Raw genomic sequence first — 20,569 nt, 5'->3', positions numbered from 1 at the left:
ATGCTTTGTTATGGCTTTATCTTAAACACTGTCTGCAACGTTATGTAACAGAAAGTGTCTGAACTTGATCAGAATGCAGGCCGTATCACACTTTGTCCGGAAGTCGTTCATGGTTGAGTTGCTCCCAGGACTTTATGTAGACATCGGCTTCATATTGATAGGGTGAGCGGAACGGCGTCAGAACAAAATCGAACACAAGGAAAAAAGTACCTATGGAGAGCCAGGCAATGATCAGGGTGCTGATGGCGGTGGCTTGCTCCTCGGGATTCGAGTTAACGAAATCCTGCAGTAGCGGTATAAGATCGCCGGCCATGACGACCGGGTTGAAGCTGGCGAGAACGAAGGGCAGCCAGAAAGCGATAAATACCGGAAAGAACCCGTAGGACCACAGCAGCCGGCGCAGAAGATAAATGGCAACTTCCCGCCAGAATCGTTGTCGGACCTCCGGGCTTTTCCGGATTCGCTCCAGGTAGTCGCGTCTTTCCGCCCACCAGGCGGCAACGTCCGGGGCGTCGATATGGGGTGTGTCTGGGCTGCGTTCTGTCATGGATGGCCAGGCTACCTTGTTGAGTCCGTTCGGTGCATGATATCCGATACTACGTGTTACCCTGTAATTCTCCAATCGTTCTATACACAGGATTTATTAATGGCTGCAGAGACTGATAACGCAACCCATCCGGCTTTCGAGAAACTTCGCAGTCACCGGATTGATACCCTCAATCTGGAGGTTGAGGAGTATCGTCACAAAAAGACCGGTGCGCGCCATCTTCATCTGGCAGCGGATAATGACGAGAACGTCTTTTTCGTTGGCTTGCGGACCTTCCCGATGGACTCGACCGGCGTCGCGCACATTCTGGAGCATACCGCCCTGTGTGGCAGTGAGCGTTTTCCGGTTCGCGATCCGTTCTTTATGATGATCCGGCGGTCGCTGAATACGTTCATGAATGCCTTCACCAGCAGCGACTGGACGGCGTACCCGTTCGCAAGCATGAACCGGAAGGACTTCGATAATCTGTTGACGGTGTATCTGGACTCCGTTTTTTTCTCGAAACTGGACCCGCTTGATTTCGCCCAGGAGGGCCATCGCCTGGAGTTCGAGAAACCGGACGACCCCTCCAGTGATCTTGTTTATCGCGGCGTGGTCTATAACGAGATGAAAGGGGCTATGAGTGCGCCCACCTCGCAGCTGTGGCAGAACCTCAGCAGCCACCTGTTCCCGACAACGACCTACCATTACAACAGTGGCGGTGAGCCAGACCACATCGTAGACCTGGACTACGAGGACCTGCTGAAGTTCTATCGCCACCACTATCACCCCAGCAACGCCATATTTGCGACGTACGGCAATATTCTGGCCCGTGAGCATCATGAAAAGTTCGAGGAACTGGCCCTGAAACGGTTTGATCGGCTGGATATTGAGCTGCCGGTTAAAGACGAAAAGCGTATGTTCGCGCCGGTTCGCGTGGAGCAGGGCTACGCCGTTAATGAAGGCGAGGGAACCGAGAACAAGACTCATATGGTCATGGGTTGGTTGTTGGGGCACAGCTTCGACCTGCAGGAAAACCTGGAAGGCCAGTTGCTGTCTGCCGTCTTACTGGAAAACAGCGCATCGCCTCTGATGCGGGCGCTGGAAACCACGGATCTCGGCCATGCGCCATCGCCGATGTGCGGCCTGGAAGACTCCAACCGGGAAATGACGTTTGTTTGCGGGATTGAGGGCAGTGAGCCGGAGCATCGCGCGGCGCTGGAGCAGCTCATTGAATCAACACTGCAGACCGTTATTGAAGAAGGGGTCAGTCAGGACCGCCTGGAAGCGATTCTGCATCAGTTGGAGTTGCATCAGCGTGAAATCGCCGGTGACCAGTTTCCGTATGGTTTGCAGCTGATCATGAGTGCAATCGCACCCATGGTGCATGGCGGCGATCCTGTCGAATTACTCGATCTTGAGCCGGTCCTGGCATCGCTGCGGGAGAAGATCAAAGATCCGGACTACGTACCCGGCCTGATTCGCCGCAAGTTGCTGGACAACCCGCACCGGGTAACGCTGACCTTACGCCCGGATGAACAGTTGGAGGGGCGGCGCCAGCAGGCCATCAAGGATGCCCTGGCCAGGCGCAAGGCTCAGCTGTCTGATGACGAAATCAATCACATTGTGCAGAGAGCGCAGGCGCTGGAAGAGCGCCAGATGCGCAAGGACGATGATTCTATCCTGCCCAAGGTGGGGCTTGGGGATGTGCCACTGCAGATGCCTGAGCCTGAGGGCCGGTACGACGCGGAAACCGGTGCTACCGTGTATTCCCGGGGGACCAACGGTCTGGTGTACCAGCAGGTGGTACTGCCGCTGCCGGCTCTGACAGAAGAGGAGTTGCTGCTCCTGCCCTATTACACCGCGCTGATTTCCGAGGTGGGTTGTGGCGAGCTGGATTATCTCCAGATGCAGGACCGTATATCGGCGGAATCGGGCGGTATTGGCGCATCGTTTACTGCCAAGGGCCGGATCGATGATGTTCAGGCTATGTCCGGCTACCTGATTTTCAGCGGTAAGGCGCTGGCTCGAAACAGCGCGGCACTTACCCGCTTGCTGAAAGATGTGTATACCGGTATCCGTTTCGACGAGAAAGAACGTATCCGCGAAATCATTGCCCAGATTCGCGCCCGGCGTGAGCAAGCGGTGACCGGCAGCGGTCACGCGCTGGCCATGAGTGCCGCAGCCCAGGGCTTGAGTTCCGGAGCATGGCTGTCCTACCGATTGGGCGGTCTTGCCGGTATCCGGGCCACCAAAGCGCTGGATCAGCAACTCAAGGATGAGCAGGGGCTTGCCGATTTTTGCAGCAAGCTGGGCGCGCTGCACAGCCGCATACGCAGCCAGAGCCGGAACTTCCTGCTGATTGGCGAGGATGAGCAGCTGAAGCCGATGCTGAGCGAGGTGGGAGACTGCTGGGCCGACCGTGCGGCGTCGGATGAGAGCGAATGGTCGATGGCGCCGGTTGATTACAGAACCCGGGAAGCCTGGCTGACGTCAACGCAGGTGAACTTTTGCGCCAAGGCCTATCGGACCGTCGCCGTGGATCACACAGATGCAGCTGCACTGACCGTACTCGGGGGATTCCTGCGCAACGGCTATTTGCATCGTGCCATTCGTGAGAAAGGGGGAGCCTATGGCGGTGGGGCCGGCCAGGATAGCGTGAATGGCGTTTTCCGGTTCTTCTCGTACCGGGATCCGCGCCTGTCGGAAACGCTGGACGATTTCGACGCCGCCCTGGACTGGCTGTATACCGCCGAACACGAACCCCAGGCACTGGAAGAAGCGATTCTGGGTGTAATCGGCCAGCTGGACCGGCCTCGCTCGCCGGCAGGAGCGGCCCGACACGCCTTCCATAACCAGTTGTTTGGCCGAACACCGGAACAGCGGGCGCGTTTCCGCGAGCGGGTGCTTGGCGTCACCCTGGATGAACTCAAGCGGGTGGCGGAAACCTGGCTGACTCCGGAGGCGGCAAACGTGGCCGTGGTGACCAGCCCGGAAAACCGCGGAACCGCTGCGGCGTTGGGCCTGGCAATCCAGGAACTCTGATGGCCCGGGCAGGGGGCTTGCGGCTCCCTGCCCGGGTTTCTTAGCGGTGCCGTTTCAGCCCAGTTGCCACCATAATTCGTGTTGAAATTTCTTCAACAGAATACGCTGTGGTGTTGAGGTAAGGGATCCGCTCCCGTCTGTACATCAATTCGATTTCTTCGATTTCATGCATACACTGCTGTAATGAGGAGTAGCGTGAATTGGGCCGCCGCTCGTTCCGGATAGTGGCCAGGCGCTCGGGCTCGATGGTCAGGCCGTAGAGTTTCTGCTTGTGTGGCTTGAGGGCGGTTGGCATCTTCTGGTCGTCGAGATCTTCCTCGGTGATCGGGTAGTTGGCTGCCTTGATGCCATACTGCAGTGCCAGGTAGAGACAGGTGGGCGTTTTGCCGCTTCGGGATGCGCCAATCAGAATCAGATCTGCTTCATCGTAATGGCGCGTTCTTGCACCATCATCATTATCCAGCGCAAAATTGACGGCGTGGATACGGCGCTCGTAGCTGCCCTCGTTGTTGATCGCGTGCGATTTACCCACGGTGTAGGATGACGAGGAGTTCAGTTCCTGCTCCAGCGGATTCAGGAAGGTGCCGAAGATGTCGACCATGAAACCGTCGGCGCGACTGATGATTTCCCGGATGTCGCTGTTCACAATGGTGTCGAACACCAGCGGCCTTTCGCCGTCGGTTTCCGACGCCTTATTAATGCGACTGACGAGGTCCCGGGCCTTTTCCTCATCATCAATATAGGGCACGGTAATCCGCTCAAAATCGATTTTCTCGAACTGGGCCAACAAGGCATGCCCCAGTGCTTCGGCGGTGAGGCCCGTGCCGTCAGAGATAAAAAACGCGGTTCTTTTCATGGCTGTGTCCGGTCCGGTTGAACTGTCTTCGGGAGTCTTTCGTTGCCTCCCTAGGTAATTTCCGCAGCTTACAGTATCATACACGCCATATTCGAGACTCCGCGCTACACAGACTCAAGGGAGACACGCTTTGGAAGATTACATTATCTGGTTTGACCACCTGGGAATGTCCGATGTAGACCGGGTTGGAGGCAAGAATGCCTCACTCGGCGAAATGATCAGTAATCTCGCCAATGCTGGTGTTACCGTCCCTGGCGGTTTCGCTACCACTGCACATGCTTACCGGGAATTCCTGGCCACCGATGGCTTGAAAGATCGCATCGATGAAGCCCTGGATGCTCTGGACGTAAACGATGTGAACGAACTGGCGCGGGTAGGTGCCCGGATTCGCCAGTGGGTTATTGATACCCCGTTCCCTGACGTACTGGATAATGCGCTGAAAGAGTCTTTCAGCAAACTGCAAGCCGGAAACGGGCAAATGGCGGTTGCCGTGCGCTCATCCGCGACGGCCGAGGATCTCCCGGACGCCTCTTTTGCGGGCCAGCAGGAAACCTTCCTGAACGTGATCGGCCTCGACCAGGTGCGAACTTCGGTAAAAGAAGTGTTTGCCTCTCTGTTCAACGATCGCGCTATTTCGTATCGCGTACACCACGGTTTTGATCACAAGCTGGTCGCACTTTCCGCCGGTATCCAGAAGATGGTGCGCAGTGAGACCGCTTCCAGCGGCGTTATGTTCACGCTTGATACAGAGTCCGGCTTCCGTGATGTGGTCTTCATCACCTCATCCTACGGCCTGGGCGAAACCGTGGTTCAGGGCGCGGTGAATCCGGATGAGTTCTATGTTCATAAGCCGACCCTGCAAGCGGAGCGTCCATCGGTACTGCGCCGGAATCTGGGCAGCAAAGCCATCAAGATGGTTTACCATTCCGAGCCAGGCGAAGGTAAGTTTGTTGAAACCGTGAAGGTGGAGCAGGAAGACCGCAATCGTTTCTCCATTACCGATGCAGAAGTGGAAGAACTGGCCAGGCAGGCCATGATTATTGAAAAACATTACCAGCGCCCGATGGACATTGAATGGGCCAAAGACGGTGACGATGGCCGCATCTACATCGTTCAGGCTCGTCCGGAGACGGTCAAGAGCCGCGCCGCTGCCAATGTCATGGAGCGCTACCTGCTGAACGAAACCGGCAAGGTGCTGGTAGAAGGCCGCAGTATCGGCCACAAAATCGGTAGTGGCCCGGTGAAAATCATCACCAGCATCAACGAAATGGATCGGGTTCAGGCGGGTGACGTTCTGGTTACGGATATGACCGACCCGGATTGGGAACCGGTAATGAAGCGGGCTTCCGCTATCGTGACTGACCGGGGTGGCCGTACTTGTCACGCGGCCATTATTGCCCGTGAACTGGGCATTCCGGCGGTCGTGGGCTGCGGCGATGCCACCGAAGAACTCAAGGACGGCCAGGAAGTGACCGTGTCCTGTGCCGAGGGCGATACCGGTATGATCTACGAGGGCGCCCTGGACTTTGAGTTGCGCGAGAACACCGTGGATTCCATGCCCAACATTCCGTTCAAGATTATGATGAACGTGGGTAACCCGGACAGAGCCTTCGATTTCCAGGCACTGCCGAATGAAGGTGTCGGCCTTGCCCGCCTGGAATTCATCATCAATCGCATGATTGGCGTGCATCCGAAAGCGCTGTTGAATTTCGACGGTCTGCCCCGCGACATCAAGCAGACGGTAGAGAAGCGGATTTCCGGCTATGCCTCACCGGTCGATTTCTACGTCGATAAGCTGGTTGAGGGAATTTCCACGCTGGCCGCGGCGTTTGCACCCAAAAAAGTGATCGTTCGCCTGTCCGACTTCAAATCCAACGAATACGCCAATCTCATTGGCGGCACCCTTTACGAGCCGGATGAAGAAAACCCGATGCTGGGCTTCCGCGGTGCCTCCCGGTACATTTCCGACACCTTCCGGGACTGCTTCGAACTGGAGTGCCGGGCCCTTAAAAAGGTTCGCAATGAAATGGGCCTGACCAACGTAGAGGTGATGGTTCCGTTTGTGCGTACGGTCGGCGAGGCCGAGCAGGTGGTCAATCTGCTGGCAGAAAATGGCCTGAAGCGCGGCGAGAATGGCCTGCGGGTGATCATGATGTGCGAGTTGCCGGCCAATGCCCTGCTGGCAGATCAATTCCTCGAACACTTCGACGGTTTCTCCATCGGGTCCAACGATTTGACCCAGTTGACGCTGGGTCTGGACCGGGATTCCGGCATCATTGCGCATCTGTTTGACGAGCGGAATGACGCGGTCAAAGCGTTGTTGTCCAACGCGATCCAGGCCTGCAAGAAAGCCGGCAAATATATTGGTATCTGTGGCCAGGGCCCGTCGGACCACCCGGATCTGGCCAAATGGCTGATGGATGAGGGCATCGATACGGTATCTCTGAATCCGGATTCGGTGCTCGACACCTGGTTCTTCCTGGCCGACGAAAAGATCGACTGATCACCAACACTTTGGGAAAAGGAGAGCGACAACGTGAGCAATATCATTACTCCGGATCTGTGTGATGAGTTTCCGGAAGTGCAGGTGGTCGAGCCTGGCTTCAACAATTACGGTGGCGTGCGCCAGTTCGGCGGAGAGATCGTGACCGTGAAGTGTTTTGAAGACAACTCTGTGGTGAAAGAGCAGGTTGGCCTGCCGGGTAATGGCCGGGTGATGGTTGTTGACGGCGGTGCTTCCAGGCGCAATGCGCTCCTGGGCGATATGCTGGCGGAGAAAGCCGCAGACAATGGCTGGGCCGGCCTGATCATCTACGGCTGCATTCGGGATGTGGACGAGATTGGCCAGACCAGTCTGGGCGTTCAGGCCCTGGGCACCGTGCCGCGTAAAACTGAAAAGCGCGGAATTGGTGATCTGAACATCCCCGTGACTTTCCACGGTGTGACGTTTAAGCCGGGGCAGTACGTGTATGCCGATAACAACGGCATTATCGTCTCCGAGAAGCCGCTGGTTTAACCAGCCGGCCTGGTACAGACAAAAACGGCGGCCTTTGGGCCGCCGTTTTTTATTGGGTGACTTCGAGAATATTAATCCCGAGCAGGTAACCCTCGCCGTCTGGCTCGCAGCGAATGACCTCGCAGAGTGTCTCCAGGGGTGGAAACTGCTCTCCCGCCGATTCCATGCGGGTTTTCAGTTCTTCGCCAGCCTGAAAGGGATGCTCCACGGCAACCTGCATTCCGGCGGCACTGAGGTCCCGGCAAATGGCGGTATGGGTTTCGCCATTATTATCGGTGATCGTAATGGTGCTGTTCACCTGCATCCGGTGAAAGTCGCGCTTTTCAGAGTAATCTTTCATTACCTTACGCCCAGTTGTCGGTTTTTCTTGTTGGTTTGAGCATGGGAATAATCAGGGCCAGCAGCACACCACCGAACACAAGGCCTGCCCCAAGCAACATGAAGTCGGATTCCTTGCTGGCTTCAAGGCGCTCGTTTTCGGCTGTCAGCACTTCCAGATCGTTCCGCAGTTTCTGGTTTTCTGCGCGCAGCTCCCGGTTGCGGCGGTCGAGATTAATGGAATCGGCCGCGATGTTTTTGATGCGCTTCAGTTCAGTTTGCAGGTCTTCGGCCCGATTGGAAAGGTTATTCTCGGCATTTTGAAGAGCGTTGCGTTCCTCGGTAACGCTAGCCAGCTGCTGCTGGGCCTCCGTGAGTTCGCTCCGGGTTTCATCCAGTTGCTGGCTGACCCGTCTGAGCTGGTCGGCGGCGATAGGCTCTCTGCTCAGATACTGGCTTGCCACCCAGCCTTCGCTGCCTTTGGGTGTTCGCACCTTTGTGTAGCTGTCGCCGGCCTCCAGCACTTCCAACGGTGTTCCGCTTGGCAATGCGTTTTCAATAATGCGGTACTGCGTACCCGCACCGGAACGGACTGGCAGATAGAGCTGATCATCGACCCAGACGGTTCGTGCTTGTGCAACGGAAACCGAGCTGGCAAAGAGCAACAGGCTGAGAATGAGGCGGAGCGATGTCACGTGTGCGTTCCCTGATCGTGTTGTTTATGATGATTTGAAGCCGCAATTCTGTCATAAGGCGGACGCTATTCAAGCACTCCAGCGTTACAATCCGCTCATGCGTGGCAATCGCCTGACAACGGTCAGGGCAATACCACTTTAAAGGGTTTGACGGTTACCCGGGCGTACACCCCCGCGTCAACGTACGGATCGGCATCGGCCCAGGCCTGGGCCTTTTCCAGAGACTCAAACTCGGCAATCACCAGGCTGCCACTGAAGCCGGTTTCGCCTGGGTCCGGCGTGTCGATAGCGGGATGTGGGCCGGCTACCAGCAGGCGTCCCTCGGTTTTCAGTGCCTCGAGCCTGGCGAGGTGTGCGGGCCGTGCCTGCTTTCGCAGTGACAGGCTGTCCGGGATGTCTTCACTGATAATGGCGTAATACATACATACTCCGGGATCTTGTCGGCTAGGGCCACCTTCTCAAGACTGTTACACTGGGGGCCCTCCCGAATACTCAGGATTTTTCGTGACTATACCCCAAGACTCGACACCGTGCATTGATCTGCATTGCCATAGTACTGCTTCTGATGGCGCGCTGGCACCTGATGATCTGGTCGCCCGCGCGGCTGACAAAGGCGTCAGTCATCTCGCTTTGACTGACCATGACACCATTGCCGGCCTGCAACTGGCCAGGGCGGCGGCGACCGGGTCTGGGCTCTCATTGATCAGTGGCGTCGAGCTGTCGTGTGTGTGGCGCAGTCAGACCATTCATGTGGTGGGGCTGGATTTTCACGAATCGGACCCCGGATTTCTGGCGGCACTTGCCGGCCAGAATGAGAACCGCTGGCAGCGGGCCAGAATGATTGCTGACAAGCTCAGTCGGCTAAAGGTGGAACGGCTGCTTGAGCGGGCGACGGAAGCCGCCGGCGGCGATGTGCCCGGGCGACCGCACTTCGCCGAGGTTCTGGTAGAAGCAGGGGTTGTGCCTAAAGTGGCGCACGCATTCAAGCGTCACCTGGGTGCCGGCAAGCCCGGTGATGTGAAGGCCTGCTGGCCAGAACTGCCGGAGGTGGTGCAGTGGATTGTCGCCGCTGGCGGAATTGCGGTGCTGGCGCATCCCCGGAAGTACCGGCTGACGGCAACCCGTTTGCGCGCCTTGACGGCGGATTTCCGCAGGGCCGGGGGGCAGGGTATCGAGGTGTCTGTTTCGGGGCAGTCCAGCGGCGATCTTGGCTTCGTGGCGGAGTTGGCGCGCCGCGAGCAGCTCTGGGCCTCTCAGGGCAGTGATTTTCATTTTCCCGGCGCGCCCTGGTGTGAGCTGGGCCGAATAACAAAAATGCCAGACGGGCTGGAACCCGTCTGGCATCATTTCCGGCAACCGATTGAGGCCTGAGACCTCAGTCCGGCGCGTGGAACAGCAGGTAGAGGTCGGTCAGAGAATCCGGGATAGCTTCCGCCATCCTGGATGACAATTTCTCGTCATTCCGGACTTTCTGAAAGTCCTCGTCCTCGAACAGGCCCGACAGCGCAAGCATCGGAACCAGCAAGTCGGCAACCTCATCCTCGTCGGCCGCTTCCAGCCAGTTCTCCTCGTGTTCCAGGAACGTATCCACAAACCCCGCACACCAATTCTCGAGCGCGTTCATCGGATCGCCGTCTTCCGGCTCTGGCAGCTCCAGAGGCTGGCCCATGTCGAGCGCATGGGCCATATCCTGCGAGAGCTGGCGTACGCAATGGCTGAAGATGGCAGGTACACCGCCGTCGGGCAATTGATCTGAGCCTGTGGCAAGGCGGAAAAGATCTTCCGCCTTCATGCTGACCGGTCCAATCACGCTGGCACACACCACGCCGTGAAACCCGAAGAAGTCCAGGGCATCGTCTCCCCAGGGTTCTGCGAACAGTATGTCTTCCAGCGCTTCGATGTCCGAATTATTCAGCATGATCAGTTGCTCCCGGCCTGCTTGGCCTCTTCTGCCTTTTTGGCTTCTGCGGCCGCGCGTTGGCGTTTGCGAACTTCTCTCGGGTCATTGTAGGCCCGGCCTGGCGTCACCGGAATATTGTCCGGAGCACTGGCCTCAGGAGTCTCTGTAACCTCCGCAGCCTCCGCAGCCTTCGGGGTCTCCGCTTTCGGCTCCGCCGGCTTTTTGCTGGCCGAAGCCGGTTTGGCTTGCGCGGGCTCCGGCGCCTGCTCCGCCTTCTCCGCGGTTTTTTCAGCAACCGGTTCTGACGATGCCTCAGGCGTCGCCTCGGCCTGTTTAGCGGTTTTTACCTCGTCGACCTTCTGCTCCGGAGTTGTCTCGGCTTCGGCTTTGGTTTCGCCAGCCGGCTGTTCCGGGGCATCATTGGCTTTCGGGGTCTCCGCCTTGGCTTGCTCGGGTGCCTTTGGTTCAGCGTTTTCCGGCTCTGCCTTCGGCACGTTCTCCTTACCTGACTGGTCTTCAGTCTGCCCGGATTTCTCAGGCGCGTCGGCAGAACGCGGTTTGCGCTGGCGACCCTGGGAACGACCTTTACGGCTGTCAGGCTTTTCCTTGCGGTTGCCTTCGTCGTTTACCTCAGCGCTGCCTTCTTTCGCTTTGGGCTTGTCTTCTGCCGCCGGAGCATCTTTCTGCTCTGGCTGGGCGGTTTTCGCTTCAGGCTTGTCGGTGTTGTTCTTTGGCTCCGACTTGCTGCTCTCTGGCTTGCCGCCTTCTGCCGCGGGTTTGCTTTCAGCGGTTGCCGGTGCGCTGGCTTGCTGCTTGCTCTTATCTACACGCGGCTCGTTTGCCTTGCTCTCAGAGGGCGTTGTCTCAGCTGCTTTTTCGGGCTGAGTGTCTTTCTGGTGCTTTTCGCTGCGTTCGGCTTTGCGCGCTGCGGGGCTGGAGGCCGGATTGTCTGCAGGTGATCCGTCCCGGTTGCGCTGGCGACGCGGTTTGCGCTGCTTGTCATCGCCGCCCTGTTTTTCGTTAGCCGTCGGCTTTTGGTTGTCCTTGGAATCGCGAGCCTCAGGCTGGCCTTTCTGATCCCGCTGGGGGCGGTTCCGGTTCTGACCGCGACCCTGGGAATCCTTGCGGTTATCCCGACGGTTTTCGTTACTCTTGTTGTCGTTGCCCTTGTTATCGTTGCCGCGTTCGTCCCGGTTCGGGCGATTCTGCCCGCCACGGTTCTGGTCGTCATTGCGCCCGCCACGGTTACGGCTTCGGTTGTCGTCACCGCGATTCTGCGAACTATTCTGCCGGCGATCGTTACCGCTGCGGTTGCCGCCGGAACGCTGGTCGTCACGGGCAACGCGGGATTTACGACGATCCTGGCGCGCCTGGTTGCGGCGCTCATCGCTGCGGTTGCGGTTGCGGTTGCTATCAGGGCTGGCAGGCTGCTCCGGTTCGTCGCCCCGGAAGAAGCAGGCGATTTTCTTGCCCAGTTTGCGGAACAGGCTTTCTTCCTGCTCTGCTGTGGCAGGGTCTGCGGCCGGCGTGGTTGGCGAGGGGGCAGGAGCCGAGGGGCGGATCGCTTTAACGGCAGCCTGTTCACGAACGGGTTTTTCCGGGTTCGGGGCTTCAACCGCCGCTTCTTCCTCGCGTTCGTTGTATTCGTGTGCCACCTGGTGGCTGGATACGTGCTCTGGCGAGGTCTCGTCCTGGCGCAGGCGTAAAATCTCGAAGTGCGGTGTCTCCATGTTGGGCACCGGGGCAACAACAACAGCAACGCCCTGGCGGGACTCAATGTCTGCCAGCTGCTTGCGTTTTTCGTTCAGCAGGAACGTCGCCACAGACACAGGAACTATGGCGCGCACTTCGGCTGTTTTCTCTTTGGAAGACTCTTCGTAAATCAGGCGCATGATGCTCAGCGCGAGGGATTCGATGCCCCGGATCGTGCCCTGGCCTTCACAGCGCGGGCAGACTTCGCTTCGGGTTTCGCCGAGCGAGGGGCGCAGGCGCTGGCGGGACATCTCCAGAAGACCAAAGCGGGAAATTTTGCCAACCTGAACACGAGCGCGGTCGAGTTCAAGCGCTTCGCGCATTTTTTGTTCCACTTCCCGCTGGTGTTTGGCCGGCGTCATGTCAATGAAATCGATGACGATAAGACCGCCCATATCGCGAAGCCGCAACTGGCGTGCGATCTCCTCGGCAGCTTCCAGGTTGGTCTGCAGCGCAGTTTCCTCGATGTCCTGGCCTTTGGTGGCCCGGGAGGAGTTGATGTCGATTGAAACCAGGGCTTCGGTCGGATCAATCACGATAGAGCCGCCGGACGGGAGTTTTACTTCACGTTGGAAGGCTGTCTCGATCTGCCCTTCAATCTGATAGCGGCTGAACAGTGGAATTTCATCCTTGTACAGCTTGATCTTGTTTTCGAACGTGGGCATGACCGCACGAACAAAGCTGAGCACATCTTCGTGCACGCCGTCGGCATCAATCAGGACCTCGCCGATGTCTTGGCGAAGGTAGTCCCGCACTGCGCGGATAATGACGTTGCTTTCCTGATGAATCAGGAACGGGGCTTTACGTTCTCCGGCGGCCTGGGTAATGGCCTCCCAGAACTGGACGAGGTAATCCAGGTCCCACTGGAGTTCTTCTGTTGTGCGACCGATACCCGCCGTGCGCACAATAATGCCCATGGATTTCGGCACCTGAACATCGTTCATGGCATCTTTGAGCTGGGCCCGGTCGTCCCCTTCAATCCGGCGCGAAATGCCGCCGGCTCGCGGGTTGTTAGGCATCAGTACAAGGTAGCGCCCGGCCAGGGAGATAAAGGTGGTCAGGGCTGCGCCCTTGTTGCCACGCTCTTCTTTATCGACCTGAACGATAACTTCCTGCCCCTCAGATACAACGTCTTTGATGTTGATCTTGCCTTCAATCTGGCCGGGAGATTTCTTGAAATATTCTTTTGAAATTTCTTTCAGGGGCAGGAAGCCGTGGCGTTCTGCGCCAAAGTCAACGAACGCAGCCTCAAGACTGGGTTCCACCCGGGTGATCCGGCCCTTGTAGATGTTGGCCTTTTTCTGTTCGCGGGTGCTGGATTCGATATCCAGGTCGAACAGCCGTTGGCCGTCGACCAGAGCGACGCGCAACTCTTCTGGGTGAGTTGCATTGATTAGCATTCTTTTCATGGAAAGAAGAAGTTCCTGTCGTTTGTTAGTGACAGAAAACCGGGGGGATTCGCATCAGCGAAGCAGGATGTGCGTGCCGCGGGCCTATTACAGCAGGCAGGCCGGCGGCCAGACGGATCAAACCCTTGTGGGGTGCAATCCTCGTTGTCTGAGACCACCGCCGACACTTGGCCTGCCAGCGAGCAGGTTCAGGTCGAATAGGGTGAGAGTCTGTTGACGCATAATATCCATTTCAGGTTCACACAAGCCCCTGGGTCTCACGTCGTATTGGTCTGCTGGACGGCCCGGGTTTGCGTGGCAATGATTCTTCGCGATGTCGCCCGACGGTTTTCAGGTCGGTTTTTCCTCTCCCGGAGCAGGAGTCAGCCTTTCTCGGTCTGGCCTGTGATTCCGGGAGCCTGTTTTGCGCTGCGCCCGCTAATGATTGGTTGCGCAACGTTCAAACTCTTAATCAGTATCGGTATACTTCTGCCGCTCCGGCTTCTGACCAGAGTTCGTCAGGCCGTAGACAAACGACAGAGCACGCCGGAATATAACAGGTAACGTCCGGGCCGACAACTACCGGTTTTCGACTGCCCACCTTCCGTTGCGAAGCAATAGGGTGCTGCACTCCAACTCAAGGATTTTCATGTCACGCAACTTCGATTCGCGCAAGCCCAAGTCTTCCCGAAGTGTTTCCGGAAAAGCCCGAAGCGGAAAGGCTGGGGTCGCCAAATCTCCGCCGCGCCACGGTCATCATCCGGTGGCAACCGAGGTTCAGTGGGTTACCATCGATGAGGATATGGCCGGGCAGCGTATTGATAATTTCCTGATGGCGAGGTTGCGCGGAGTGCCGAAAAGTATTGTGTATCGAATCGTCAGAAAGGGCGAGGTGCGGGTAAACAAGGGGCGCGTTAAGCCCGACATCCGCCTCAAGGCTGGTGATCTGGTCAGGATTCCGCCGCTGGTACAGCAGGCGAAAGCGGAGCAGGCGGAGCCGGGCAGTCGCGTGCAGGCGGTGATGGAGGAGGCTGTTGTTTTCGAGAACGATGAGATGCTGGTGGTCAATAAACCGTCCGGTATCGCGGTTCATGGTGGGAGCGGGCTGAGTTTCGGGTTGATTGAGGTGCTTCGTTCTGCCCGGCCGCAAGCCCGGTTTTTGGAGCTGGTGCACCGCCTGGATCGCGATACCTCGGGCCTGGTAATGGTCGCGAAAAAGCGGTCTGCCTTGCGGTTTCTTCAGGATGAAATGCGCCAGAAGCGGATACGCAAGCACTACCATGCCCTGGTGGCGGGAACCTGGCCCAAAGACGTTGACCGGGTTGCGCAGCCCCTTTTGCGGTATGAAATGCCCAACGGTGAGCGTCGGGTTCGTGTGAGTGATGAGGGTAAAAGCTCGCTGACGCTGTTCCGATGTTTGCAGGTGTTTCAGGGGTATAGTCTGGTAGAGGCATCACCGGTAACCGGCAGGACTCATCAGATCCGGGTGCACAGCACCTGGGCCGGTCATCCGATTGCGGGCGACGACAAGTATATGGATGATGCCAGCCTGAAAGCGTTTCGGGCGATAGGTGGTCAGCGGTTAATGCTGCACGCCCGGGCTTTGGAGTTTCCGCTTCCGGGGTCGGGTGAATTGCATCGCCTGGAAGCACCTTATGACGAGCCCTTTTCCAGGGTGCTCGAAGAATTGGCCAAGCGAAGCGGGAAACGGTCGTAATGAACGTAAAAGTGGTAATTTTTGACTGGGACGGAACACTGATTGATTCGGTGGACCATATTGCAGACAGCCTTCATCAGGCTGCAACGGATCTCGGATACCCGGAGCTGGAGCGGGAGGCTTACCGGGACATTATCGGTCTTGGAATGATTGAGGCCCTTGAAAAGTTGTACCCCGGTTTGAGTCGCGAGGAAATGGTGCGCATTCGTGAAGGGTATGCCGGTTATTTCTTCAAGAAGGTGACTACGCCCCAGAACGTGTTCGAGGGGATGGCTGAGGTAGTTTCGGATCTCCGTGGCGCGGGCCGGGGTTGTTCGGTGGCAACCGGTAAAAGTCGCCGTGGCCTTGAGCAGGCGCTGACGTCCAGCGGTTTGGGTGCCCATTTCGATACCACCCGATGTGCCGACGAGACCCGTTCCAAGCCGCACCCGTTAATGCTGGAAGAAATCCTGGCCTTCTACGGCTACGAGCCGGAAGAGGCCGTGATGATTGGTGATACCCGTTATGACCTGGAAATGGCCCAGAGGATTAGTATGCCCTCAATCGGCGTGGAGTGGGGCGTGCATCAGAAAGATGTGCTGGAAGGATACGATCCCCGTGCGGTCGTAAACTCTGTGGCTGACCTTCGCAAAGTGCTTGGTTTGCGTTAATGCATCGAATGTGGCGATTTGAGGAATACCAATGAGTGAATGGGATTCGGACAAGCAATCCGGCTGGGGCGACAAACCGGTCGAGCCTGAGGCTGGCAGTACCCGGCGCGGATTGTTCGGAGGGAAAAAGCCGGCTTTGCCGCCTGAAACGGGGCGGGACTGGCGCCTGATCGAGAAGCTGGTGATGTCGTTACAGGCGGAGCAGCGGCGCAGCCGGCGCTGGGGTATCTTTTTCAAGGTGCTGACGTTCGGGTATCTGTTTGCCTTGTTGTTTATGATCCGCGCGCCGCTGAGTGATGGCATGGGGGCGGCCGTCGGCAGCCATACTGCGCTGGTGGAAGTCAATGGCGTTATCGCCGCCGATGAGCTGGCCAGTGCGGACAATCTGGTTGGTGCGCTGCGCTCCGCGTTTGAGGCAGAGAATTCCAGGGCTGTCGTGTTGCGTATTAACAGTCCGGGGGGCAGTCCGGTTCAGTCTGGCTATGTCTATGACGAAATCACGCGGTTGCGGGAGGAGTACCCGGACAAAAAAGTCTACGCGGTGGTTTCGGATATTGGTGCTTCGGGGGCTTATTACATTGCCTCGGCCGCGGATGAAATCTACGCTAACCGCGCCAGTCTGGTTGGTTCTATTGGAGTGGTTGCGGGCGGTTTCGGTTTTACTGAAGTGATGGAGAAAATCGGGGTTGACCGGCGTCTTTACACGGCTGGAGAGAATAAGGCTTTTCTCGACCCGTTCTCGCCCGAACAGCAAGAAGAAGTTGCCTTCTGGCAGGGTGTGCTTGAAAACACGCATCAGCAGTTTATCGAGGCGGTCAAGCGTGGTCGGGGTGACCGGCTTTCCGAAGATCCGCGCCTGTTCAGTGGTCTGGTCTGGAGTGGTGAGCAAGCTGTCGAATTAGGGCTTGTAGACGGGCTGGGCAGTGCCTCCTGGGTGGCGCGTCAGTTGGTGGGTGAAGAAAAGCTGGTGGACTACAGTCGCAGCCGTTCACCGTTTCAGGAATTTGTAGATCAGCTTGGGGTTGCCGTTGGTGAGGGTGTGGCAACCCGTTTGATGGAGTCCCGGCTCGAGCTGCGTTGACCCGGGCGGGCATCAGTCCGTTAGGGGGTTGATGTCCAGCTGTCTCAGCATACCGATCAGTGCGATCAGTGGCAGGCCGATCAGGCTGTTGGGGTCATCGCCCTGCAGCCGGCTGAACAGCGCGACGCCCAGCCCTTCCATTTTGAAGCTACCTGCGCAGTCGTACGGGGTCTCTTTCAGGAGGTAGCCCTCAATTTCAGTGTCTTCCAGTTGCCTGAAATGCACCTCAAACCGTTCGCAGTGGATCTGGCGTACGCCGTTGCGGGCGTCCAGCACCGAGAGCCCGGTAAAAAAACGGACGCAATGGCCGCTGCTGCGTTTCAGTTGCTGCTTTGCCGCCTCGTGTGTGCCGGGTTTGCTGAGCAGGCTGCCATCGGGAAGGGCGGCAACCTGGTCGGAGCCGATAATTATGTGGTTGCTGTACTCTGCTTTCAGGGCATCGGTCTTTTGACGGGCCAGTCGCATGGCCAGTTCCTCGGCGGCCTCTCCCTTGAAGGGTGTCTCATCGATATCCGGGCTGGCTGTTTCGAATCTCAGGCCGAGTCGTTCCAGCAACTGTTTGCGATATGGCGAGGATGAAGCAAGAAGGAGCTTTGGTTGCGGCATAATATGGAAAGTCCGGTCGGTTTGCTGGGGAATACCAGGGGTAGGTATCGTAAAATACCCTTATTCAAGGTGGAAGGCCCGCCAGAAAGTCGATTAAGTCTTTGACAGGGGCGGGCCCCGGCCCTAAAATTGCGCGCCTATGTCCAAAGCACCAAACGCCGAATTGCCCAAATCTGTCGACCCGAACAAGTTGGCAGAGCAGAACACAACACTTGAAGGGGTAATACCTTTCGAGCGGCTTTCTCGTTTTCGCGAGGCCGTGCCAAGGCAGCCGGACGGTGGGGAGTGCAAGGTCAAGCTGGATTTCTACCTGGACGCCCAGCGTCGCCGGGTCGTGTCGGGCGAATTGTCCGCGCCGGTAACCCTGGAGTGTCAGCGTTGCATGGATGATATGCAGGCGACGCTGGAATCGCACTTTGATCTCGGGTTGGTGATCAGTGATGAGCAGGCGCAAAGGTTGCCGAAATCGCTGGAACCGTTCCTGATCAAGGATTTTAGTGCGGACCTCTGGGCAATGGTAGAAGACGAGTTGCTCTTGGTGTTGCCGCCATTTCCTTTGCATGAGCGCAAAGATTGTCCGGCAAAAGAGGACCTTGAGGCGCTGGAAGTTTCCGAGGCGGAAGATAAGCCCGAGACAGAGCAAAGAAAAGAGAACCCGTTCAGTGTCCTGGCGGGCCTTAAGACGACAAAGCATTAACGTATTCGAACATTAGGTCAGGAGCATAACCATGGCTGTACAGCAAAATCGCAAGACTCGTTCCAAGCGTGGAATGCGCCGTTCACACGACGCACTGAGCGCTGCCGCTCTGTCTACCGACGCAACAACTGGTGAGGTTCATCGTCGTCACCACGTTTCACCTGACGGTTTCTACCGTGGCAAGCAGGTAGTAGAGGCTCGCGACGAGTAATTCGTCGGGATTGGTCTCTGAACCGTGCCGCATGGACCATTGGTGAACAAGCCGGTGACCATTGCGATCGACGCTATGAGCGGCGATCGCGGAGCCGCGATTGTCGTCCATGCAGCACTGGAAGCAGTGCGTGAAAATGAAGCCTTGAGTCTTGTTCTGGTGGGAATCCGGAGTGAGCTCGAGGCTTCGTTGCATGAAGAGCATGACCGCATTCGCATTGTCGAAGCTGCAGACGTTGTGCGCATGAATGAGCGGCCCTCCCATGCTCTTCGGCACAAGAAGAATTCCTCCATGGCGATCGCCCTCGGTCTGGTCCGCGACGGAGAGGCGCAAGGCTGTGTCAGTGCCGGCAATACCGGCGCACTGATGGCTTTTGGTCGTTCGATTATCCGGATGTATCCGGGCATTGAGCGTCCGGCGATTTCCAAGCTTATTCCGTCATTGCGAGGTCGCTGCCACGTGCTGGACCTGGGTGCCAATGTCGATTCCTCCGCTGAAAATCTCTATCAATATGCCTTGATGGGCTCTTTGATGGCGTCGGCGATTTGCCGCCAGCCCGAGCCAAGAGTTGCGCTTCTCAATGTCGGCGAAGAAGAGATCAAAGGTAACGAGCAGGTGCGCCTGGCCTCTCACATGCTCGCTCAATGCGATACGATCAACTACATCGGTTATGTCGAGGGCAGCGACCTGTTCCGTGATGTTGCCGATGTAGTAGTGTGCGACGGCTTTGTGGGCAATATTGCGCTCAAGACCGGTGAGGGCGTGGCTGGCCTTCTGATCGAATTGCTTGAACAGGCGTTTACGCGCTCCCTGTACGGCCGGTGTGTTGGCGTGCTCGCCAAGCCTATCATCGGGCGCCTGCTGCAGCTGATGGATCCTTCCAGGCACAATGGTGCCAGCCTGCTCGGGTTGCAGGGGGTTGTCATCAAGAGCCACGGTAATGCCAATGAGCGTGCCATGCTGGCGGCCATTCGCCAGGCTGTTCGTGAAGTTGAGCTGGAAGTGCCACGAAGGATCAACGAAAGACTCGATGATCTGATGTTATGATCCCCTCTTGTTCGGAGCGCGACTAAAGTCGTCCCGCATCCCGGCCGCTATTCGCGGATAATTGGTCCGAATTGTACTATTGGCTAATCTTCAGTAACCCCTCAATGACGATAAGATTCCGCTTATGAAATCAGCGTTTGTTTTTCCCGGACAAGGCTCGCAATCGGTCGGCATGTTATCTGCTGCTGCCGAGGCGTGGCCGATGATCAGCGAAACGTTTGACGAGGCGTCGAACGTTCTTGGCTTCGACCTCTGGCATCTCTGCCAGCAGGGTCCTGCCGAAGAGCTGAACAAGACCATGGTTACTCAGCCGGTACTGCTCACGGCGAGTGTGGCATTGTGGCGTCAATGGTGCGTCTCTGAAGGCCCGAGGCCGGATTTTGTCGCCGGACACAGTCTGGGCGAATACAGCGCCCTGGTGGCCGCAGAGAGCCTGGACTTTATCGAGGCGGTGAAGCTGGTCCAGTTGCGTGGAGAGTTGATGCAAGATGCGGTTCCCGAAGGCCAAGGGCGCATGGCTGCCATCCTGGGTCTCGAGGATTCCGATGTGGTAGCCGCCTGCGAGCAGGCGGCCGAGGGTGATGTGGTGGCTGCGGTTAATTTCAACGCACCCGGCCAGGTGGTTATTGCGGGCAGTGCTTCCGCCGTGGAAAGGGCGATTGAAGCCTGCAAAGCCAAAGGTGCCCGTAAAGCCATGCCATTACCGGTTAGTGTTCCGTCACACTGCACGCTGATGTCGGGCGCCGCTGAAAAGTTGGCGGAAGCCCTTGAGGATATCCGGTTTAACGATGCTGTCATTCCGGTTGTCCAGAATGTGAATGCCGAGCCGGCAACCGATGCAGAGACCTTGAAAGCCAATCTGCTCAAGCAGCTGTATTCTCCGGTATTGTGGACAAACTCCGTGCAGAGATTGTCGACCGAGGGCGTTGGCGTGGCGGCAGAGTGTGGGGCAGGCAAGGTATTGGCCGGGTTGATCAAGCGTATAGATCGTTCGCTGCCGGTACACGGCATTGAAAGCCCGGAATCTCTGGCTGAGGCAATCAAAGCCTTTGCCAAGTCCTGAT

Annotated in this window: 19 protein-coding genes; 11 read left to right on the top strand and 8 right to left on the bottom strand. The window is 57.5% G+C overall.

Annotated features, from left to right (window positions below; genetic code table 11):
* Positions 1–85 precede the first annotated feature (85 nt).
* Positions 86–547, bottom strand: coding sequence for a hypothetical protein (locus tag ACP2AU_RS02405; RefSeq protein ID WP_426374173.1), 462 nt, complete (start codon positions 545–547; stop codon positions 86–88).
* 99 nt (positions 548–646) lie between these two features.
* Between ACP2AU_RS02405 and ACP2AU_RS02400 the strand changes: the two genes are divergently transcribed.
* The gene (locus tag ACP2AU_RS02400; protein ID WP_426374171.1) at positions 647–3,571 is read left to right on the top strand and encodes an insulinase family protein; all 2,925 of its coding nucleotides are present in this window, start codon (positions 647–649) and stop codon (positions 3,569–3,571) included.
* Between the two features lie 40 nt (positions 3,572–3,611).
* Here ACP2AU_RS02400 and ppsR read toward each other — a convergent pair whose 3' ends face one another.
* Positions 3,612–4,427 (bottom strand): posphoenolpyruvate synthetase regulatory kinase/phosphorylase PpsR, encoded by an 816-nt coding sequence (ppsR, locus tag ACP2AU_RS02395; RefSeq protein ID WP_426374169.1) that lies wholly within the window; start codon positions 4,425–4,427, stop codon positions 3,612–3,614.
* 130 nt (positions 4,428–4,557) lie between these two features.
* Between ppsR and ppsA the strand changes: the two genes are divergently transcribed.
* The gene (gene ppsA / locus ACP2AU_RS02390; protein ID WP_426374168.1) at positions 4,558–6,930 is read left to right on the top strand and encodes a phosphoenolpyruvate synthase; all 2,373 of its coding nucleotides are present in this window, start codon (positions 4,558–4,560) and stop codon (positions 6,928–6,930) included.
* A 33-nt stretch (positions 6,931–6,963) separates the two neighbouring features.
* On the top strand, positions 6,964–7,443 hold the full coding sequence (rraA, locus tag ACP2AU_RS02385; RefSeq protein ID WP_426374167.1) for a ribonuclease E activity regulator RraA: 480 nt from the start codon (positions 6,964–6,966) through the stop codon (positions 7,441–7,443).
* Between the two features lie 49 nt (positions 7,444–7,492).
* Here the strand turns inward: rraA and ACP2AU_RS02380 are convergent, their stop codons facing one another.
* The 3 genes from ACP2AU_RS02380 to ACP2AU_RS02370 all read right to left on the bottom strand — a co-directional run bounded on the left by ACP2AU_RS02380 (position 7,493) and on the right by ACP2AU_RS02370 (position 8,878).
* Positions 7,493–7,783, bottom strand: coding sequence for a PilZ domain-containing protein (locus tag ACP2AU_RS02380; RefSeq protein WP_426374166.1), 291 nt, complete (start codon positions 7,781–7,783; stop codon positions 7,493–7,495).
* A 4-nt stretch (positions 7,784–7,787) separates the two neighbouring features.
* Positions 7,788–8,456: a TIGR04211 family SH3 domain-containing protein gene (locus ACP2AU_RS02375; protein ID WP_426374165.1), complete on the bottom strand. Its 669-nt coding sequence runs from the start codon at positions 8,454–8,456 to the stop codon at positions 7,788–7,790.
* A gap of 122 nt (positions 8,457–8,578) precedes the next feature.
* Positions 8,579–8,878, bottom strand: coding sequence for a YciI family protein (locus ACP2AU_RS02370; RefSeq protein WP_426374164.1), 300 nt, complete (start codon positions 8,876–8,878; stop codon positions 8,579–8,581).
* Positions 8,879–8,960: 82 nt separating this feature from the next.
* On the opposite strand from ACP2AU_RS02370, the gene ACP2AU_RS02365 reads away from it, so the two are divergent.
* Positions 8,961–9,827, top strand: a complete 867-nt coding sequence (locus ACP2AU_RS02365; protein ID WP_426374163.1) for a PHP domain-containing protein — start codon at positions 8,961–8,963, stop codon at positions 9,825–9,827.
* A gap of 4 nt (positions 9,828–9,831) precedes the next feature.
* On the opposite strand, the gene ACP2AU_RS02360 is transcribed toward ACP2AU_RS02365, so the two are convergent.
* Positions 9,832–10,374, bottom strand: coding sequence for a YecA family protein (locus ACP2AU_RS02360; RefSeq protein WP_426374162.1), 543 nt, complete (start codon positions 10,372–10,374; stop codon positions 9,832–9,834).
* A gap of 2 nt (positions 10,375–10,376) precedes the next feature.
* Positions 10,377–13,517 carry a ribonuclease E gene (gene rne, locus ACP2AU_RS02355; protein ID WP_426374161.1) on the bottom strand — a complete coding sequence of 1,047 codons (3,141 nt, stop codon included), beginning with the start codon at positions 13,515–13,517 and terminating at the stop codon, positions 10,377–10,379.
* Between the two features lie 628 nt (positions 13,518–14,145).
* Here rne and rluC point away from each other — a divergent pair.
* The 3 genes from rluC to ACP2AU_RS02340 are packed head-to-tail and all read left to right on the top strand — an operon-like array spanning position 14,146 to position 16,944.
* Positions 14,146–15,213 (top strand): 23S rRNA pseudouridine(955/2504/2580) synthase RluC, encoded by a 1,068-nt coding sequence (gene rluC / locus ACP2AU_RS02350; RefSeq protein WP_426374160.1) that lies wholly within the window; start codon positions 14,146–14,148, stop codon positions 15,211–15,213.
* A complete protein-coding gene (locus ACP2AU_RS02345; RefSeq protein ID WP_426374159.1) occupies positions 15,213–15,863 on the top strand; it encodes an HAD family hydrolase in 651 nt (216 codons plus the stop codon). The genes rluC and ACP2AU_RS02345 overlap by 1 nt, the downstream gene beginning before the upstream one ends.
* Positions 15,864–15,894: 31 nt before the next feature.
* Entirely contained in the window at positions 15,895–16,944 is a 1,050-nt protein-coding gene (locus tag ACP2AU_RS02340; RefSeq protein ID WP_426374158.1) for a S49 family peptidase, read from the top strand.
* Between the two features lie 12 nt (positions 16,945–16,956).
* Here ACP2AU_RS02340 and ACP2AU_RS02335 read toward each other — a convergent pair whose 3' ends face one another.
* The gene (locus ACP2AU_RS02335; RefSeq protein WP_426374157.1) at positions 16,957–17,550 is read right to left on the bottom strand and encodes a Maf family protein; all 594 of its coding nucleotides are present in this window, start codon (positions 17,548–17,550) and stop codon (positions 16,957–16,959) included.
* Positions 17,551–17,689: 139 nt separating this feature from the next.
* Here ACP2AU_RS02335 and ACP2AU_RS02330 point away from each other — a divergent pair, with 139 nt between their 5' ends.
* The 4 genes from ACP2AU_RS02330 to fabD all read left to right on the top strand — a co-directional run bounded on the left by ACP2AU_RS02330 (position 17,690) and on the right by fabD (position 20,568).
* Positions 17,690–18,247: a YceD family protein gene (locus ACP2AU_RS02330; RefSeq protein ID WP_426374156.1), complete on the top strand. Its 558-nt coding sequence runs from the start codon at positions 17,690–17,692 to the stop codon at positions 18,245–18,247.
* A gap of 31 nt (positions 18,248–18,278) precedes the next feature.
* A complete protein-coding gene (rpmF, locus tag ACP2AU_RS02325; protein WP_011785345.1) occupies positions 18,279–18,458 on the top strand; it encodes a 50S ribosomal protein L32 in 180 nt (59 codons plus the stop codon).
* A 42-nt stretch (positions 18,459–18,500) separates the two neighbouring features.
* Positions 18,501–19,505, top strand: a complete 1,005-nt coding sequence (gene plsX / locus ACP2AU_RS02320) for a phosphate acyltransferase PlsX (protein WP_426374155.1) — start codon at positions 18,501–18,503, stop codon at positions 19,503–19,505.
* 124 nt (positions 19,506–19,629) lie between these two features.
* Positions 19,630–20,568, top strand: a complete 939-nt coding sequence (gene fabD, locus ACP2AU_RS02315; protein ID WP_426374154.1) for an ACP S-malonyltransferase — start codon at positions 19,630–19,632, stop codon at positions 20,566–20,568.
* Position 20,569 lies beyond the last annotated feature (1 nt).

It is taken from the genome of Marinobacter sp. VGCF2001, assembly GCF_049943275.1.
Taxonomy (GTDB): domain Bacteria; phylum Pseudomonadota; class Gammaproteobacteria; order Pseudomonadales; family Oleiphilaceae; genus Marinobacter.
Note: the sequence above shows the minus strand (reverse complement) of the source record. Positions and strands in the feature narration are given on the sequence as shown.

Bases quoted from the DNA above. Each gene is read 5' to 3' on its own strand.
- ppsR (WP_426374169.1), bottom strand. From the start codon at position 4,427: ATGAAAAGAACCGCGTTTTTTATCTCTGACGGCACGGGCCTCACCGCC.
- ACP2AU_RS02335 (WP_426374157.1), bottom strand. From the start codon at position 17,550: ATGCCGCAACCAAAGCTCCTTCTTGCTTCATCCTCGCCATATCGCAAA.
- ACP2AU_RS02370 (WP_426374164.1), bottom strand. From the start codon at position 8,878: ATGTATTACGCCATTATCAGTGAAGACATCCCGGACAGCCTGTCACTG.
- rpmF (WP_011785345.1), top strand. From the start codon at position 18,279: ATGGCTGTACAGCAAAATCGCAAGACTCGTTCCAAGCGTGGAATGCGC.
- ACP2AU_RS02340 (WP_426374158.1), top strand. From the start codon at position 15,895: ATGAGTGAATGGGATTCGGACAAGCAATCCGGCTGGGGCGACAAACCG.
- ACP2AU_RS02345 (WP_426374159.1), top strand. From the start codon at position 15,213: ATGAACGTAAAAGTGGTAATTTTTGACTGGGACGGAACACTGATTGAT.
- ACP2AU_RS02330 (WP_426374156.1), top strand. From the start codon at position 17,690: ATGTCCAAAGCACCAAACGCCGAATTGCCCAAATCTGTCGACCCGAAC.
- ACP2AU_RS02380 (WP_426374166.1), bottom strand. From the start codon at position 7,783: ATGAAAGATTACTCTGAAAAGCGCGACTTTCACCGGATGCAGGTGAAC.
- rne (WP_426374161.1), bottom strand. From the start codon at position 13,517: ATGAAAAGAATGCTAATCAATGCAACTCACCCAGAAGAGTTGCGCGTC.
- ACP2AU_RS02400 (WP_426374171.1), top strand. From the start codon at position 647: ATGGCTGCAGAGACTGATAACGCAACCCATCCGGCTTTCGAGAAACTT.
- rluC (WP_426374160.1), top strand. From the start codon at position 14,146: ATGTCACGCAACTTCGATTCGCGCAAGCCCAAGTCTTCCCGAAGTGTT.
- fabD (WP_426374154.1), top strand. From the start codon at position 19,630: ATGAAATCAGCGTTTGTTTTTCCCGGACAAGGCTCGCAATCGGTCGGC.
- ACP2AU_RS02360 (WP_426374162.1), bottom strand. From the start codon at position 10,374: ATGCTGAATAATTCGGACATCGAAGCGCTGGAAGACATACTGTTCGCA.
- ACP2AU_RS02405 (WP_426374173.1), bottom strand. From the start codon at position 547: ATGACAGAACGCAGCCCAGACACACCCCATATCGACGCCCCGGACGTT.